7 protein-coding genes are annotated in these 14433 nt (G+C 55.5%); 6 read left to right on the top strand and 1 reads right to left on the bottom strand.

All coding sequences use genetic code 11. The features are described 5' to 3' along the window. Nucleotides 1-119 precede the first annotated feature (119 nt). The 5 genes from ABIQ96_RS23150 to ABIQ96_RS23130 all read left to right on the top strand — a co-directional run bounded on the left by ABIQ96_RS23150 (nucleotide 120) and on the right by ABIQ96_RS23130 (nucleotide 12559). Nucleotides 120-3263 (top strand): ATP-binding protein, encoded by a 3144-nt coding sequence (locus tag ABIQ96_RS23150; RefSeq protein WP_348217026.1) that lies wholly within the window; start codon nucleotides 120-122, stop codon nucleotides 3261-3263. After that, nucleotides 3260-3889 (top strand): response regulator transcription factor, encoded by a 630-nt coding sequence (locus ABIQ96_RS23145; RefSeq protein ID WP_348217025.1) that lies wholly within the window; start codon nucleotides 3260-3262, stop codon nucleotides 3887-3889. Before ABIQ96_RS23150 ends, ABIQ96_RS23145 begins: the two co-directional genes overlap by 4 nt. Nucleotides 3890-4186: 297 nt before the next feature. Then, nucleotides 4187-7951, top strand: a complete 3765-nt coding sequence (locus tag ABIQ96_RS23140) for a glycoside hydrolase family 2 TIM barrel-domain containing protein (protein ID WP_348217024.1) — start codon at nucleotides 4187-4189, stop codon at nucleotides 7949-7951. A gap of 334 nt (nucleotides 7952-8285) precedes the next feature. Further along, on the top strand, nucleotides 8286-11846 hold the full coding sequence (locus ABIQ96_RS23135) for a hypothetical protein (protein WP_348217023.1): 3561 nt from the start codon (nucleotides 8286-8288) through the stop codon (nucleotides 11844-11846). A gap of 5 nt (nucleotides 11847-11851) precedes the next feature. Beyond that, nucleotides 11852-12559, top strand: a complete 708-nt coding sequence (locus ABIQ96_RS23130) for a hypothetical protein (protein WP_348217022.1) — start codon at nucleotides 11852-11854, stop codon at nucleotides 12557-12559. Nucleotides 12560-12587: 28 nt separating this feature from the next. On the opposite strand, the gene ABIQ96_RS23125 is transcribed toward ABIQ96_RS23130, so the two are convergent. Further along, nucleotides 12588-13700 carry a serine hydrolase gene (locus tag ABIQ96_RS23125; protein WP_348217021.1) on the bottom strand — a complete coding sequence of 371 codons (1113 nt, stop codon included), beginning with the start codon at nucleotides 13698-13700 and terminating at the stop codon, nucleotides 12588-12590. A gap of 69 nt (nucleotides 13701-13769) precedes the next feature. Here ABIQ96_RS23125 and ABIQ96_RS23120 point away from each other — a divergent pair, with 69 nt between their 5' ends. Beyond that, nucleotides 13770-14405 carry an ATP-binding protein gene (locus ABIQ96_RS23120; RefSeq protein WP_348217020.1) on the top strand — a complete coding sequence of 212 codons (636 nt, stop codon included), beginning with the start codon at nucleotides 13770-13772 and terminating at the stop codon, nucleotides 14403-14405. Nucleotides 14406-14433 lie beyond the last annotated feature (28 nt).

Here is a 14433-nt window from a genome sequence, read left to right as displayed (position 1 = left end):
CCCTTTCGAATTTCAGCAATGGGATGGCACAACTTTATGGCTGGTGTTTTCTCTGAAGGCTGGCGTATCATTGCGGTCCCCACGCTTCTCGAAATGAAATGGTTCCGTCCGCTTTTCGCATGAAGGAGATCACCGACATGGCATTCAGTCACCGTTGCAAATCAACCATGTTCGTCCTGCTCGCTTTCTTTGCATGGATGGCCAATGCATTGCCGGCGTCGACGGAGCCGGGGGATGCGACAGCGGGGGAGACTCCGCAACTCTCGCTGTTGAATTTGCGTGAGTTGGTGACAACGACGGAGAGGTCCTTCCATACCTTCCGGCTTGAAGGCTTCGTATGCGCCGTCAGCGATCGTCTCCGTTTGATCGCGTTGGATGATGGAACGTCCACAAGTATGCTGGAGCTGCCGTCCCTTCCGTCCGATTTGCGTGTCGGCAACCGCATTGTCATCACGGTCGTCAACTGTTTGGTGAGCCGCGGCCCGCTCGCGATAAGGATCGGAACAACTCCTGTGGTTGAGATCGACGGGAACCATTCTCCTCTGTCGAGATCGGGAACGGCGTTCTTGCAGGAGGGGATGCGGGGGCTTCGTGTCGAGTGGTTCAATGGCGATGCCGATGCCACGCTTACGTTAGAATATGAACGGGAAGGCATGGTCCGCCAGAAGGTGCCTCCCGGATCCCTGTGGCACCGCGAGCCGGATGACGCTGAATTCAAACCCGGACTGGAATACATTTCCTACCTGGATAGCAAATTCGAGGCTCTACCTGATTTTTCCATGCTGGAATCACAGGCAAGGGGGGTGGTGACCGATTTTGATCTGAGGGTCAGATCCCGTCCCGAAATGGCCGCCCTCGTTTTTTCAGGCTTCCTCCAGGTGCCGAGGACCGGACTCTATACGTTCTACCTGACCTCGGACGACGGTGCGCGCGTGATTTTGACTGATACTCCTGTTAGCTGTAGCGTGTTGCCGGATGGTCGATCACGGTCGTTCGCACGGGAATCACTCGCGAGCGCCCTTCACGACGGAACCTTGGACCAGTGGGTTGCTTTCGAGGGGACCGTAAATTATGCCGCCAAATCAGGTAACAGCCTTGAATTGGAAGTCACCGGAAACTCCCGTATCTTTCACGTGACGTTTGCGGATGGCACCGGCCTGGATCCGTCGGCCCTGCTCCATCAAACTATCAAAATATCAGGACTGAAGCGGAACTCGGGAATCCTGGCAATTGACGGGCGGCAGCTTGAGATCGTGTCAGACGGGCTGGACAAGGAAAAATTACTCACACAAGCGGTGGAAGTGCGGCAACTCCAGCGGGAGGATGCCGCGAAGCCATACCACGTCGAAATCCAAGGGGTGGTGACGATGGTTACTCCCAAAAGTTTCGTGATGCAGGATGCGACCGGCGGAGTGTTCGTTCACTATCTGTCCACGACGCCTGAAAACTCCCCGCATCCGACCGAGCTTTGGAAAGTGGTGGGACGCACGGGACCGGGTGATTTTTCGCCGGTCCTGCATGTGGACCGTGCGACCTGTCTGGGCAACGCGGAGCTTCCCAAGGCGGTGCAGCCTACCCAACAGCAACTCGCCAGCGGGAGTCTTGATGCGGAAATGGTGCAGATCGAGGGCGTGGTCACGGCCATTTCGAATACCGAGTTGAGACTGCTGACCCGCGGTGGAAATGTTAACATCTTGAATGACTCTCTCTATCCATTGCCAACCACCCGGCTTTCTGCAAAGGAAGAGGCGTCCCTTCTGGGTTGTGTGGTGAGGCTCCGCGGTGTTTATCGCGCGATATGGGACAGTAAGACGGGAAGGGTTCAGTCCTCCGCGATGATGTTAGGCAACGCCAGCATGTCGGTGGATGAACCCGCGTCCGGAGCCCCGTTTTCCGCGCCTCTCCTCCGGCCATCGGAGTTGCTGCTGTTCACCTCTCACCCGAACGCGCTCAAACGTGTGAGGGTCAGCGGGCAATTCCTGTGTGCGAGGCCGCCGGAACTCTTCCTTTTCGATGGAACGAGTGGTTTCCGGGTGGTGACCCGCGAGGCACCGGTCTTGACGCCGGGTGACGAAGTGGAGGCCTCCGGATTTCCCCAGCTTGGCGGACCTTCTCCAGCATTGTTAGAGGCCCGGGCGCGGAAGACCGGGCACCTGGCTCTACCCACACCCGTTAACGTCCCATACTGGAACTTGCCCGACGATCACCTGGATTCCACGTTGGTGGAGGTTGAGGCGACGTTGCTCAGCGACACCGTGAGATTGGACGAGCGCGCGCTGGAGATGCGTGCGGGATCGAATCGATTCGTCGCATTCGTGCCTTCCGGTGAATCCATGCCGGAGGGGATCGAGCGGGATAGCATCCTGAGGCTAACAGGAGTCTACATCAGCGCCACGGCGGACAGGACCTTGTCCAGTTCGGACCTGTTTGAAATGCGCCTTTACAGTACCGACAACATCGTTGTCATCAAACGAGGGCCTTGGTGGACCGCGCGCCATACGATCGCGCTTGTCGCCATTCTCACCACGGGGCTCATTTTGGTTTCCTCATGGGTCACCCTGCTCCGGCGGACGGTGGCCAGACGTTCGGTCGAACTTGCCGCGGAGATCGAAGAACGCGAATTGGTCGAACGGCATCGCGCCATGGAACAAGAGCGGAGCCGCATGGCGAAGGATCTGCACGATGAGCTGGGTGCGGGTCTTACCGAGGCCGGCATCCTGACTTCCCTGATGGGCAATCCGGCGATTCCGAAGGAGCAGAAGGAAGGCTACCTCGGCCAACTCAAAGGCTTGTGCTGCACGCTGGTCACCGGGCTGGATGAAATTGTATGGGCGGTGAACCCGCGTTACGATTCGGTTGCCGACCTTGCCGGGTATTTTTCACTCTTTGCCCAGCGCTTCCTGAAACTGGCGGGAATCGACTGCCGTCTCAAAATTGACGATGCGATCACGATGCATCCGCTCGATTCGCGGACGCGCCACGGAATCTTCCTTGCCTTCAAGGAGGCTCTCAACAATATCGTCCGACACTCCGGTGCGAACGAAGTGCATCTCACCATCGAAGTGGCAACGGGCAGTCTCGTGATTTCCCTAGCCGACAACGGGTGTGGATTCGATCAAACCGTTGACAGGCCGGGGAGTGACGGACTCCGCAACATGGAAGAGAGAATCCGGACACTCGGCGGAACTTGCATGATCGAAACGAGTCCCCGTGACGGGACAAACATACAATTCAGAATTTCACTTAAAGGAGAGCATATATGATCAAGGTTGCCATTGTTGAGGACAGCAAAACGACGCGTGAGGGACTGAAGACCATCATTGAACTGTCAAACGAATACACCTGTGTTGCCGCCTGCGAGACCGCGGAGGAGGCTTTGCGCCTTTTGCCTCGTCATAACCCGGCGGTGGTTCTGATGGATATCCAGCTTCCCGCCATGTCCGGCATCGAGTGTGTCGCACAATTGAAAAAACTTCTGCCAAATGTCCTGGTGATCATGGTGACGGTCTATGAGGACCCCGACCGCATTTTCAGCGCTTTGCGGGCCGGTGCGTCAGGTTATCTGCTGAAGCGATCGGCTCCTGAACAAGTGCTGACCGCCATCCGTGACGTGGGAGTGGGGGGAGCTCCGATGAGTGGGGAAATCGCCCGCAAGGTGATTCAGTATTTCCGAAACCAGTCGGCGATCTCGAAGGAGGTGGAAGACCTTACTTCAAGGGAAAAGGATGTTCTCGAACTCGTGGCTTTCGGACTGAGCAACAAGGAGATCGCAGGGCGGATGTTTGTTTCCATCGAAGCCATCCGCTGGCACCTGAAGCATATCTATGCGAAACTGCATGTCCATTCGAGGACGGAAGCCGCGCTCAAATTCCGTGGTCCGGCGGATTGAACGGTCTAACGGTTGTTTAAGGGACGCGAATTCAAGCGGCCATCGCAATTGGCGGGGTTGAGTGCAAGGGCTGTTTGACGGTATACAATCGTCGATAACGGGTGATTCGTCGTTACCCGTCTGGGTAGAAATCCCCACGTGGATACATCATTCTTGGAACTCGGGAACGATCTCGGGTAACTCTTTGGTCTCATGAAAGACCCTCGATCGAGCCGTATGGTTCCGACGTATTGTTTTGCGAAATCGCAGGCTCCGGCCGTCTTTCGGATAGGCGCGCTGTGCGCCCTTTGTCTCTTCTTGTTCTCAGCTTTATATGCTGCCGCTCCGCTCCCTCCGGAGATCGAAAATGCCGAAACTCTGGGCATCAACAAGCAGCCGTGGCACGCCACTCTCATGCCCTATGCCGATCTGAAGGAGGCGATCACCGCGAATCGATACGCCTCGTCATTGGCAAGATCGCTCAACGGCAAGTGGAAATTCCACTACGTCCCGCGCCCCGAAGAGCGGCCGGTCGATTTCTACAAGCCGGGCTACGATGTCTCAAAGTGGGATGAGATCCAGGTTCCGTCCTGCTGGCAGGTTCTCGGTTATGGCACCCCTTATTACAGAAATATCGGCTACACATTCAAAAACGATTGGCCGCGGGTGATGGGTGAGCCATCGAAAGAATATACATCCTACACCGAGCGCAATCCCGTTGGCAGTTATGTAAAGACCTTCGAAATCCCGGCCGATTGGAAAGGACGTGGAGTGCATGTCAACTTCGATGGCGTTGACTCAGCCTTCTTCCTCTGGGTCAACGGCGAGAAAGTCGGCTACTCCAGCAATTCCCGCAATGTAGCGGAGTTTGATATCACTCCGTATATCAAGCCAGGCGGTTCTAACACGATCGCTGCGGAGGTTTACCGTTACAACGCCGGTTCCTATCTTGAGGATCAGGACATGTGGCGGCTCTCCGGCATCTTCCGCAACGTCACCCTGTGGTCGCCACCCGAACTGCGCGTTCGTGATTTCACAATCGTCACCGATCTGGACGAGAACTATCAAAATGCCGTGTTGAAGGTCAGCGCGAAAGTCCTGAACTCCGGCGCGGCCCGGTCTCCCGCCAGTGAACTGAGCGTCCTGCTCTTCGATGCTGCGGGCAAAGCCGTCCCCGCTGCCAAGGGGAGTGTCCCGGTCGGCGCGCTTGCTCCTGGCGAGGAAACTACGGTCAGCGTTTCCATTCCCGTCTCCAATCCCGCGAAATGGACGGCGGAAATACCCTATCTCCACACCGCTGTGATTGGACTAACAGGAAGCTCGCCGGTTTCCGCCCGTGTGGGTTTCCGCGAGGTCGAGATCAAGGGACGCTTGTTCACCATCAACGGCGTTCCGGTGAAACTCAAGGGAGCCAACCGGCACGAGAACTGGCCTGACACCGGCCACACCGTTACCAAAGAGCGGATGATCCGCGACATCGAGTTGCTCAAACAGGCGAACTGCAATCACGTCCGCACTTGTCATTACAGCAACGACCCGCAGTGGTACGAACTGTGCGATGAATACGGTATCTATCTGGTCGCCGAGGCGAACGAGGAATGCCATGGCGCGCAAGTTCTTTCCAGCATTCCGATGTATGAAAAGGCTTTCGTGGATCGCAGTGTCGCCAATGTGGAGAATTTTAAAAACCATCCGTCGGTCGTGATCTGGTCACTCGGCAACGAAAGCGGCAAAGGTCCGAATTTGCACGCTGCTCTCAAGGCGGTGAAATCGCTCGATCCGACCCGTCCTACTCATTATGAAGGCTTCGGCACGGGGGATCAGAATCCGGCGGATATCGACAGCCGGATGTACGCCAGCATCGAGGACACCCGCCAGGCGGGCCTCTCGAAGACCATGACCAAGCCATTCTATCAATGTGAATACGCCCACGCGATGTTCAACTCCATGGGGTCGGTGGGTGAATACAACGATGTGTTTGATGAATATCCGGCGCTCATGGGAGGTGCGATTTGGGAATGGGAAGACCAGGGAATCTGGAACCGCCGCGATCCGAAGCACCCGTTCATCGCTTATGGTGGCGGCTTCGGTGAATTTCCCAATGACGGCTACTTCATCCACAAGGGAGTTGTTTTTTCCGACCGCTCGCCCAAGCCGCACTATCCTGAATTGAAGCGCGCCTATCAATGGATCGGCTTCGCCGCCGAAGATGCTGCTGCGGGAAAATTCAAAATCAGAAACAAATATGCTTTCACCTCCCTCGGGAAATTTGCCGGTAAATGGACCATCACCGAAGACGGCAAACCCGTTAAAAGCGGAGTGCTCGAACTCCCCGACCTCGCACCCGGCTCGGAAAAATCCATCACGCTACCCATTTCCACGATCAAGCGAACGCCAGGCGCCATCTATCATCTCGATCTCGCGGTTTCGCTCGTGAAGGATGAGTCTTGGGCGAAGGCGGGTTATGAAATCGCCAACGGCCAGTTTGAAATTCCCAATTCCCAGCCGGGACCTGTCGCCAACAGCGTTGGCATGAAGCCTCTCGTTGTTGCCAAAAACGCACGGGGATTCACAATCGAAGGCGAAGGTTTTTCCGCCAGTTTCGATAATGGGACCGGCACCCTATCAGGTCTTTCGGGTGAGGGTTCCAACGTGCTTCTGCCTGGCGGCGGTCCCGTTCTCCAACTCTCTCGCGCACAACACCAGAAGGATGACATCTGGGCTTCAGACGTGTGGCATCAACTCGGCCTTGATGCTCTGAAAACGGAAGTGCTTTCACTTTCCTTCGTTCAAGTGGATCCCGCCACCGTCCGGGTCTCTTCGTCCACCCGCCTTACCGGAAAGCGTGAATTCAAGGTTTCGCATACCGCTTCCTTCACCATCCTCGGGGACGGTTCCATCACTGTGGATAACACCGTCTCCACCTCCGATCCTGAAGTCAATCTCGCCCGGATGGGTGTTAGGATGCTGTTGGACAAGCGGCTTGATCAGATTGACTACCTCGCCCGTGGTCCGATGGAAAACTACTCCGACCGCAAACGAGGGTCGGACATCGGTCGCTATACCAGCAGCGTCGCGGATCAACTGACGCCGTATGCCAAACCCATGGAATGTGGCAATCACGAGGACATGCGCTGGATCGCCCTCAAGGGCAAAGGTCTCCCGACGCTGCTGGTTCAGGCCGCTGGCGACCCCATGCAATTTTCCGCCCTGCCTTATGCCGACGAGGATCTCGAGCCGGTTCCCTATTCAGTTGATCTCCCGAAAAGCAACAAATCCGTGCTTTGCCTTTCTTCAAAAACGCTCGGCGTTGGATCCGCCGGTTGCGGCCCGCGCCCGGATCCGCCGTATCGGGTCAATGCCGGCCCATCGGTCTTTTCCTATGTCCTGAGAATTTTGCCGCAGGAGGAACCTCACATCGCTGAAATTGCCCGGACCCGTCCTCCCCAAGGTCGGCCGCACCCCGTCCTCGCCGTTCGCGATGCTGAAGGGAAAGTTAACCTAACAGCTAATGGCGACAAGGTCGAGTATTCCATGGACGGCACGCAGTGGAAGCTGTTCACCACACCCGCCATCGTGGTGAAGCCCACCACCCTTCATGTCCGCAGCACTGCTGGAAATGGCGGGTCCTTCACCGGCCAGCTCGAATTCCCCGCCTATGTGGATCGAAAGTCATGGAAAATCACGGCCAGCAGTTTCCAATCCGGCGATGGCGATCCGGATCATGCCATCGACTCCAGCATCTCCACCTTCTGGCACAGCCAATACAATCCGCCGACGCCGGGACCTCATTTCGTGATCATCGATCTTGGTCGGACAACCTCCATCAAGGCGATCACCCATCTTGCCCGGGAGGATGGAACCAACGGAAGAGTGAAGCACTACGAGATCTTTCTCAGCATGTTCGGCGAGACCTGGGGCAAGCCGGCTCTCCAAGGGGAGCTTCCTAACGAATACGGGCGTCAAACATTGTCATTGCCGAAATCCGAGTCCGCCCGCTTTGTGAAATTCGTCGTCGTAGACGGATACTCCCGCGAGGAATTCGCCTGTATTGCCGATCTTAATATTATTCCGGCCGAATAAACCCATCGAACGATACTCCTTCTTATTTTCATCAACAGTCCACCCCCCCCCTCTCAAAACGACGGCAGTGTGGGCATGGCGTGATCAGGGTTGTTAAACTTTCATAGTCTGATGAAGCCCGCGGAGGTGTGGAGTTAGTTCATTGAAATGACTGATGGCATCATTGTGTCAACGGGCAACATCTCCTTGATCCGGGTCATTTACTACCTACTCGGGAAGTTGCGGAAGATGTCCTGATTCTTTATATTGTGAATACATCGTCACTCTGCGGGGGGCTGACTGAATCATCGGCATCTCTCCAGTGGCTACCCCATCAAAAAATCTTTTCAAACCCATGAAATCCATACCGAAAACCTCCGGCAAAAGGGGCTTTGCGCTCATTGTCACCCTCAGCCTGATGATTTTGCTCACGGTAATCGCCGTCGGACTTCTTACCCTTTCCTCGATCTCACTGCGGGTTTCCAGTCAGGGCGATGCGATGGCCAAGGCACGCGCTAACGCCAGAATGGCCCTGATGCTGGCAATCGGGGAATTGCAAAAAGCCGCCGGTCCGGACAAGGCGATTACCGCACCTTCCGACATCGTTGCGACCAGCTCTAAAAAGCCGAATTTGACGGGCGTTTGGGGTTCTTGGGATTTTGATGTCAAATCGTCCACCTTGGATTATGACAGCCCGAAAACCCAACAATCGCAAACTGGCTCAGGTTCCGGTTTCAAGGGTTGGCTCGTTTCCGATGGCAGCCTGACCGCTCCGAAAGACAGGGCATATCCCGATTCCGATTTTTCGGGAGAAAGCATCGAGTTGGTTGGAGTGGGATCGTTAGGAAAAGATGCCGTTGCCGCCGACAAGGCGAGGGCGGGCAAAGTGATTGTAAGACGCGACGGGAAGAGGACTGGAAACTTCGCGTGGCATATATCCGACGAGTCGGTAAAAGCGCGGATCAATACCTACAGGGATGCGAGCTTGAACCAAACGCTGTCTCAAAGACGTGCGTTGCTGGCGGGGCACCGACCGGATATTTCGGTGATGGAAAACAGCAGGAAGACCAAGCTCGGCTTTCTTCCTGACGATGTTCAGGATTATGCCAAGGCAATGGCCACCACCACCAAGGTGGTGAGTCTGAATCAGGCTGAATTGTTCGGCAATGCAGACACGATCAAGAGTTTTCGAAATGACGTGACGCCCTATTCGCTGGGACTGATGACGAATGTTCGTGAAGGAGGGCTGAAGCAGGATCTTACATCTCTTTTCGAACTTACGACCAATGCCTCCACCGGCACGATTGGATTGCCCCCCGCTTATAGCGGAAAAAAAGTCTATCAAACGAGTGTCTTTTCCTCCGGCACCGCGGTGACTGGAGTATCGGATCCCTACTGGACGGCTTTAGCGGGCTACTATAATACCTACAAGGAACTGCTTACTCCGGACTCGGGGCCGAAACTCAATAAGGCTCCGGCACAAGACATTGTTCTTACTTCATTGGTGCAGCCTCAGCAATATTCGCCAGCTCCCGTCATCGCAAAGGTTGAGCTTCTTTTCAGTTTCATCGTCAGGGACAAACATGGTCCGTGGAAAAGCAATCCGGGGGACTACGAGGGGCACTTGCTATACACTCCGATATTCACTCTACATAATCCCTATAACGTGAATTTGCAGTTTGATCGGATGAAAATCGGAGTGGCCGATGCTCCCGTGGGTTTCACTTTTTACGTCAATGGTGTTGCGCAAAACAAACTGACGCCTTTGGCGAATTTGTTTACCGGGGCGAGCGGGAAAAAAGAATTTTGGATGGAGCTTGCCGATTGGCCAAGTGCCAGCGCTACGAGTCCAACCGGCTCGATTATCATGAAGCCCGGGCAAACGATGGTCTTCGGCCCCTATATCAATGCAAGCGAGGCATTTGGTGACGATAATGCCTCGTATTCCGACTACGCGAACAACAAGACAGGTAGTGAATCCGCTCCCCTGAAAGCCAAGCGGGGATTTTCGGGTGCCAATATCGGCTTTGACGTGGACTGGCTGAAGGGTGGAATTCTCAATGTGAACAAAACCGATCAGATTGCCGTTGAGGTCAAAAGCATCGCTCCTCCCGGTGCGCCTGCTTTCAATGTGAAGGCAACTCTTACTTCCAAGGGGGTGACGAAGTCTTATGGAGGAATGAATTTCAGCTATGGCTCACAGGCGGTGCTTGATCAGATCCTTCCTGAAACCTTGCGATACCCGAAAACCAACGGAATCGTGGCCGAGGTGATGCATGCCGCAAATACCACGCCAAATGGCTCGATCACCCAGGCAAAGGCATTCGCACTTTTCTCAGCTTACGCGAGAACCTCGAATGGCGGGGTCGATGGAACAGGAAGCCGTTCCACGGCGGCGGGCTCGAAGGCATCATTTCCCGACGGTCGTCTTGCTGGAAATCCTTTTCTCCATAACAATGCGGCGCGGGTGGTGATTTCCAGTGATTTGACACGCGAGAAGCCCGCAATGCAATCGCACGAGCTTAATCTTGTGACGCTGAACGGAAGCTCGGATGATGCATTCAGCATCGCGTCTGACTTCAGGACGAACTATTTGCTCAACTATAAACAGGTCTCCGGAAAATCAATCAAGTCCGGGAGTTATCTGGAAATCCCTTCCGGACCGCTTCAGGCGATCGCGGATTTCCGTCGCTCGAATGTATTGGCTTCTCCCTATTTGCCTGCCTTCGTGCAGCCGATCGGTAATTCCTATGCATCACCCATGATCTCGACAAACAAAGTGATCGAGCCTGGTGGGGTGACTTCTTCCTATGCATTGCTGGATCACTCGGTTCTAGCGAACCATGCACTCTATGACGGCAGCTATTTCTCCACCTTCGCTCCGGCGGGCGCGCAGTCGGCCGTTGATGGATTCAATAACTTCATGAATGACAACAAGGCCCTGCGCTCCCAGTTGTTCCAGGCGTATTTGCCTGTGGGGCGGACGGTGGCTGATGCCAAATCCGACTTGTTCGCGGGCAGCGGCAAACCAACCGCTTCCGCCTATAAGATCGCGGCCCAGTATCAGATGGTGAAGGGACCGTTCAATGTGAATTCCACCAGGGTGCAGGCGTGGAAGGCGGTCCTGTCATCGATGAATCACAGCGATCTTCTCACGCTGTGGGCGAAAAGCGGGGTGCTGGATAAAAAGCAAAATGGAGGAGTTCCGATCCCGGCGATGACATTGCACAATGGTTCCGCGACCAATGGCACCTTCGCCGTGGGCAATATCGATGACAAAGCGGGCAATGAATGGAATGGATACCGGGAATTCAGCGATGCTGACATCGAAAGACTCGCCATCGAAATCGTGAAACAAGTCCGGCTTCGCGGGCCGTTTCTCTCCATGTCGGAATTCGTCAACCGCCGTCTCGGCAGCGATTCCGATCTTAGCCGAACCGGTGCGCTCCAGAATGCGATCGACGAATCCCACCTCAATGATTCCGTTTACACGGCACAAATCCCGGTAGCGGAATCAAATGTTTCCGATGCGAAACTCTATGGTTTCAAGACTCCCAAGGCAGCCACGGGGAATCCCGCGGCGGGTGCTCCCGGTTGGTTGAGCCAGGCGGATATCCTGAAGCTCCTCGAACCTGCGGCCACCGTCCGATCCGACACATTCGTCATCCGTTCTTGCGGGGAGGCTACGGATGCTGCGGGAAACATCGTGGCCCGGGCTTACGCCGAAGCGGTGGTACAGCGGTTTCCCGAGTATGTGAATCCTTCCGATCCCGTGACGGCACGGGTTCCGAATCCGAATTACCCGGGTGGCACGGCCGATCCCGTTACTCCAATGCTTGTGGCACCTGAAAACATCGCGTTTGGCAGGAGATTCGTGATGGTGTCGTTCAAATGGCTCTCGCCAAACGAAATTTAAAACCCATGACTAACCGACTATTATTGGCATCGCTTGCCGCCCTCTTGGGATTGGTGAAGCCCGCTACCGCACAGGATTCGACGATTCAGATTCGTGCGGTTCTCAATGATCCATCCAATCCTGAAGCGAAGTTTTATGTAGGGAAGGTTGGAGAGACCATGACCCTGTTGAAACTCGCGGAGGAGGGCTTGACGGATTCGCAAAAGGTAACTGTTGAAAATGGCAGTTTGAATCTTTTTACGACGCCAACAGTGGACAAGAACAATCCTCAGGCCGGCTTGGCGGCAACCGTCAAGATTCCCGCCGGTCCGAACAGCCTGATAGTGATCATCCTTCCCGCGCCTCACGGAACGCCGTCCTATCGGATGATGGTTCTTGATGATGACGTCAAATCCTTCCCATGGGGGGAGAGCAAGGCGGTGAATCTGACATCGGTGGACTTCGCCTTGGAAGTGGGAGGTCAGAAGATCCTACTGCCTGGCGGCAAGATCACCCCCGTGCCGAAAGTCACAAAGTTGGATGAGTACAACCGAGCGCAAACGAATTTCTATTACAAACAGGAGGATCAGTGGGTGGTGGCGGCCGAGCGCCAAATGCAATATTCCAACATGCTTCGCAGGGTGTTTCTCATCTACAAGTTGCCCAATGCCCTGGCACCGGATGTGAGGACGATCGTGGACACGCCTCCACCGGTTTTTGACAAGGCGCATTGAGAGCTCGACGACGACCTTCAAGGTCCGATTACTTGTCCTTCTTCGCAGAACGGACTTCCAGCTTTGCCACGACCTGCTTGAACTTGCCCTGCGCGGCGGCATCTTCGGGCAGCGCCTTGTCTTGAAACGCGGGTAACAGTTTCTCCCAGATGGCATCCAGCTCGGCCTGCATGTTGGCACCACCGGCGGTCATGGCGACCACCACATCCTGATCCGGCAGCACAACGACGAATTGTCCCCCTGCGCCGTCACCGCGGAAAGCGTTGTGCGTGCAGCGCCAGAATTGATAGCCGTAGCCCTGATGCCAATCGATGCCGATGTTCGCATGAGGCTCCTTGTCATTTTCAACATGCTTGCTCGTCGCATCCTGAACCCATGTTTCTGGGATCAACTGCTTGCCGTTCCATCGTCCTTTTTGCAAGTAGAGCTGGCCGAGCTTGGCGATGTCTTCCGTGCGGAGATAGAGCCCGTGAGCGCCTAGTGAAAATCCTTCGGGGCTGCTGGGCCAATCGGCATTCTCAATGCCCAGTGGCTCGAACAGCCGAGGCTTCAGATATTCGCCCACGGTCTGGCCGGTGACCTTGGTAACGATGGCGGAGAGCGTGTAGGAGCCCATGCCATTATAGAGGAAATGAGTGCCGGGCTGATGCACAACGGGAGAGTTTAAAAACTGTTTGACCGACGGGCTTCCGTCAACGGGCTTCGGCTCCGTGTCGTGGCCGCCGCTCATGGTGAGCAGGTCCCGCACGGTCATGGACTTGAGGTTGTCCGATGGATCGGCGGGAGCGTCGGCGGGGAAAAATTTCAGCACATGATCGTCGAGGCTCAATTTGCCTTCCGTGACCGCCATGCCAACCGCTGTCGAGTTGAAGCTCTTGCTAACCGAATTCAGCACATGCGGTTTGTCCGCCGCCTCCGGTTTCCACCAGCCCTCGGCGATCACCTGACCATGCCGCACGACCATGAAGCTGTGGATTGCATCGATCTTATCGAGCGCTTCGACATAGTCATTGATCGCATTTGTCGAAATGCCCTGCGCTTCCGGCGTGCCTCGCGGCAAGGGATTGGCGCCATTCACGCGGTGGGTTGTGGCGAGGAAAATTGCAATGAACAACGCGGAACCAAGTGATCGGATTACCATGTCACGAGTTTCTCTGGCACCGAAAATCTGTCAAACGCCAAGGTGCCATCCGAATGAGTAGTTTTTCCATTGGGTTCCACGTTTGCGATTCTCGGTGAACCCGACGTAACACTTTTGCGGGAGTCCGATTGGTCTGATCTGACTCAGTGGGTTACTGAATCCACAGGTGTGATTGTGCAGGCATTGCTGGATCATGTAGGACGCCTCCCGAAGGGGATTCCATGTCCGTGCGGCTACTACGGCGATGTGAAACGCGACTGCCGTTGTTCGACACGCCAGATTGAAAATTACCGTCAGAAGATCTCCGGACCGCTGCTGGATCGGATCGACCTGCACGTCGAGGTCCCGCTGGTCGATTTCCGCGAACTCTCGTCGGACACCAATATCGGCGAGAAATCCGAAACCATCCGCAAGCGGGTGGTCGCCGCCCGAGGGATCCAGATCGAGCGCTTCCGCAAATTTTCCAACTCAACGAACTTGGCGATGGGATCGCGCCAGGTGCGCCAACATTGCAAGCTAACTCCCGAAGCCAACGGCTATCTCGAGCATGCCATGGAGGAAATGAACTTCTCCGCCCGCGCCCATGACCGCATCCTCAAAGTCGCGCGGACACTCGCCGATCTGGCCGGAGCCATCGACATTCGCCCGAACGATATTTTGGAGGCGATTCAGTATCGTTCGTTGGATAGAAAGCTCTTCTCATAGCTAAGGAAGCGTAAAGCGGAGAGGGAAC

Source organism: Luteolibacter sp., from assembly GCF_039920825.1.
GTDB lineage: Bacteria > Verrucomicrobiota > Verrucomicrobiia > Verrucomicrobiales > Akkermansiaceae > Luteolibacter.
Note: the sequence above shows the minus strand (reverse complement) of the source record. Positions and strands in the feature narration are given on the sequence as shown.

Excerpts from the sequence above, each read along its gene's own strand:
- ABIQ96_RS23150 (WP_348217026.1), top strand. The coding sequence starts at position 120 with ATGAAGGAGATCACCGACATGGCATTCAGTCACCGTTGCAAATCAACC.
- ABIQ96_RS23145 (WP_348217025.1), top strand. The coding sequence starts at position 3,260 with ATGATCAAGGTTGCCATTGTTGAGGACAGCAAAACGACGCGTGAGGGA.
- ABIQ96_RS23135 (WP_348217023.1), top strand. The coding sequence starts at position 8,286 with ATGAAATCCATACCGAAAACCTCCGGCAAAAGGGGCTTTGCGCTCATT.
- ABIQ96_RS23130 (WP_348217022.1), top strand. The coding sequence starts at position 11,852 with ATGACTAACCGACTATTATTGGCATCGCTTGCCGCCCTCTTGGGATTG.
- ABIQ96_RS23125 (WP_348217021.1), bottom strand. The coding sequence starts at position 13,700 with ATGGTAATCCGATCACTTGGTTCCGCGTTGTTCATTGCAATTTTCCTC.